We start from the raw sequence: 1,725 nt of genomic DNA, 5'->3' as shown, positions 1-1,725 counted from the left end.
AAGGGCGAAAATCAGTTGCCAAGGGTCATTGCCGGCGTCAAATTTACCGACGGCGTCGCAGAATCGACGACGCCAGCTAACCGCGCCGCCTGATCAGCCCCATCACCCAATTTCGGCCATAGCTCCCCGTTCCTTGACGCATCGAGGCGCACGGTGAACCGCTACAGCGCCAATCAGGAAGTGTCGAACGATAACTTCACCATCGACAACAATATCCAAGTGAAGGCGCTCACCGGTGCGCTCGAGCATAAGGTCCTGTTCGGCGTGGATTATCGCGACGTTTATGCGCGCTCGTCCATCGGCTCCGGCTTCGACCCGACGCCGTTCGATCTCTATGCGCCGGTTTACACCAGCGTCGATCTACCTGCGTTGACGCGAGGTCCAGACGCGCGGCAGACCCAGACCGGTCTCTACGCACAGGACCAGATGCGCCTCGGCCCCTGGCTGGCTACGATCGGGGTCCGGCAGGATTATGCCAGCACGCGCTATACCGGAGCGGACAGCGACAGGTCGGCCACAACCGGACGCGCGAGCCTGATGTATGAAACGCCGTTTGGCTTCAATCCCTATGTTACCTGGGCGCAGTCGTTCAACCCGGTGTATTTCAGCCCGACCTCTGGTGGCAGTACTTGTGTTGACGGCCCCTGCAAGGATCAGCGCGGCGAGGTCTACGAGGTCGGCTTCAAATACACGCCGATGCAGGGCCTCGCGATCAACGGCGCGATCTATGACACGGTGGAAAAGAATCGGCTGGCGGCGTCGACAGATCCGAGCAATCCGTTCGCGTCGAGTCAGATTGGACAGGTCCGTATCCGCGGCGCGGAAATCGAAGTCATCGGCAAGGTTACCCCCGATTTCGACGTGATCGCCAGCTATTCCTACATCAACGCCAAGGTGGAACGCGGCGACAATGTCGGCAAGAGTGTCGAGGGCGTGCCCGCCAACCAGGCCTCGCTGTGGGGCAAGTATCGCCTGAGCGCTCTCGGCCTGCGTGACGTCACGGTCGGCGCGGGCGTGCGCTACATCGGCGAGTCCTACGAAGAGACCAACACCTACACCATTCCGGCCTACACTCTGTTCGACATGATGGTCGCCTACGATCCCGGTCCATTCAGACTGCAGCTCAACGTCAACAACATCGGTGACGAACGCTACGTGGCGGCGTGCTACGCGCGGGGCGATTGCTATTACGGCCTCGGGCGTACGATCCTGGGAACCGCAACCTACCGATTTTAGAGCGTTTTCGAGCGAAGCATGCCCGCTGTGGCGCATTGCTTCGCTCCGCTTGCAATGGCGATATCGCTGGTTTGAGTGCGACAAATCAACCCGACGGGCAAATCACCAAAAGTCTGTCCAGCCTTGCGACGAAAAACATTCCACTTCCGTCGTCGGGCAAATCAGTGATTTAACTCCGCGCGTCTCACCCAGATGAGGGGCGGGTCGCGATCGTCACGAACGTTGCGGTGAGATGCGGTGGACGCGGGTGTTGCGACTGACGAGCGTGATATCAGCGGACGGCGAAGTCGTGTGGTCCTGGCGCCCCGACGCTGGCGCTAAGTTTTGTGGATCAAGTATCCGCGAAGTGACGGTGGCAAAAGAGCCCGGTCACCGGCTATTTGATGCACACATCTTTGTTGCGAAGATCGGCGAAGACTGATTCCCTGGCGGGAGGCAGTCTTGTGGAGAGCGGTCTTATGTCGATGGAGGTGGGGCTGGGGCGATTTG

At 59.8% G+C, this 1,725-nt stretch carries 1 protein-coding gene; it reads left to right on the top strand.

The window, feature by feature from the left end; all coding sequences use genetic code 11:
- Positions 1–153 precede the first annotated feature (153 nt).
- Positions 154–1,236, top strand: a complete 1,083-nt coding sequence (locus ACZYOF_RS43590) for a TonB-dependent siderophore receptor (RefSeq protein WP_463719566.1) — start codon at positions 154–156, stop codon at positions 1,234–1,236.
- Positions 1,237–1,725 lie beyond the last annotated feature (489 nt).

The organism is Bradyrhizobium sp. LeoA1Lang, assembly GCF_055413685.1.
This window is presented reverse-complemented; position numbering and strand designations above follow the sequence as displayed.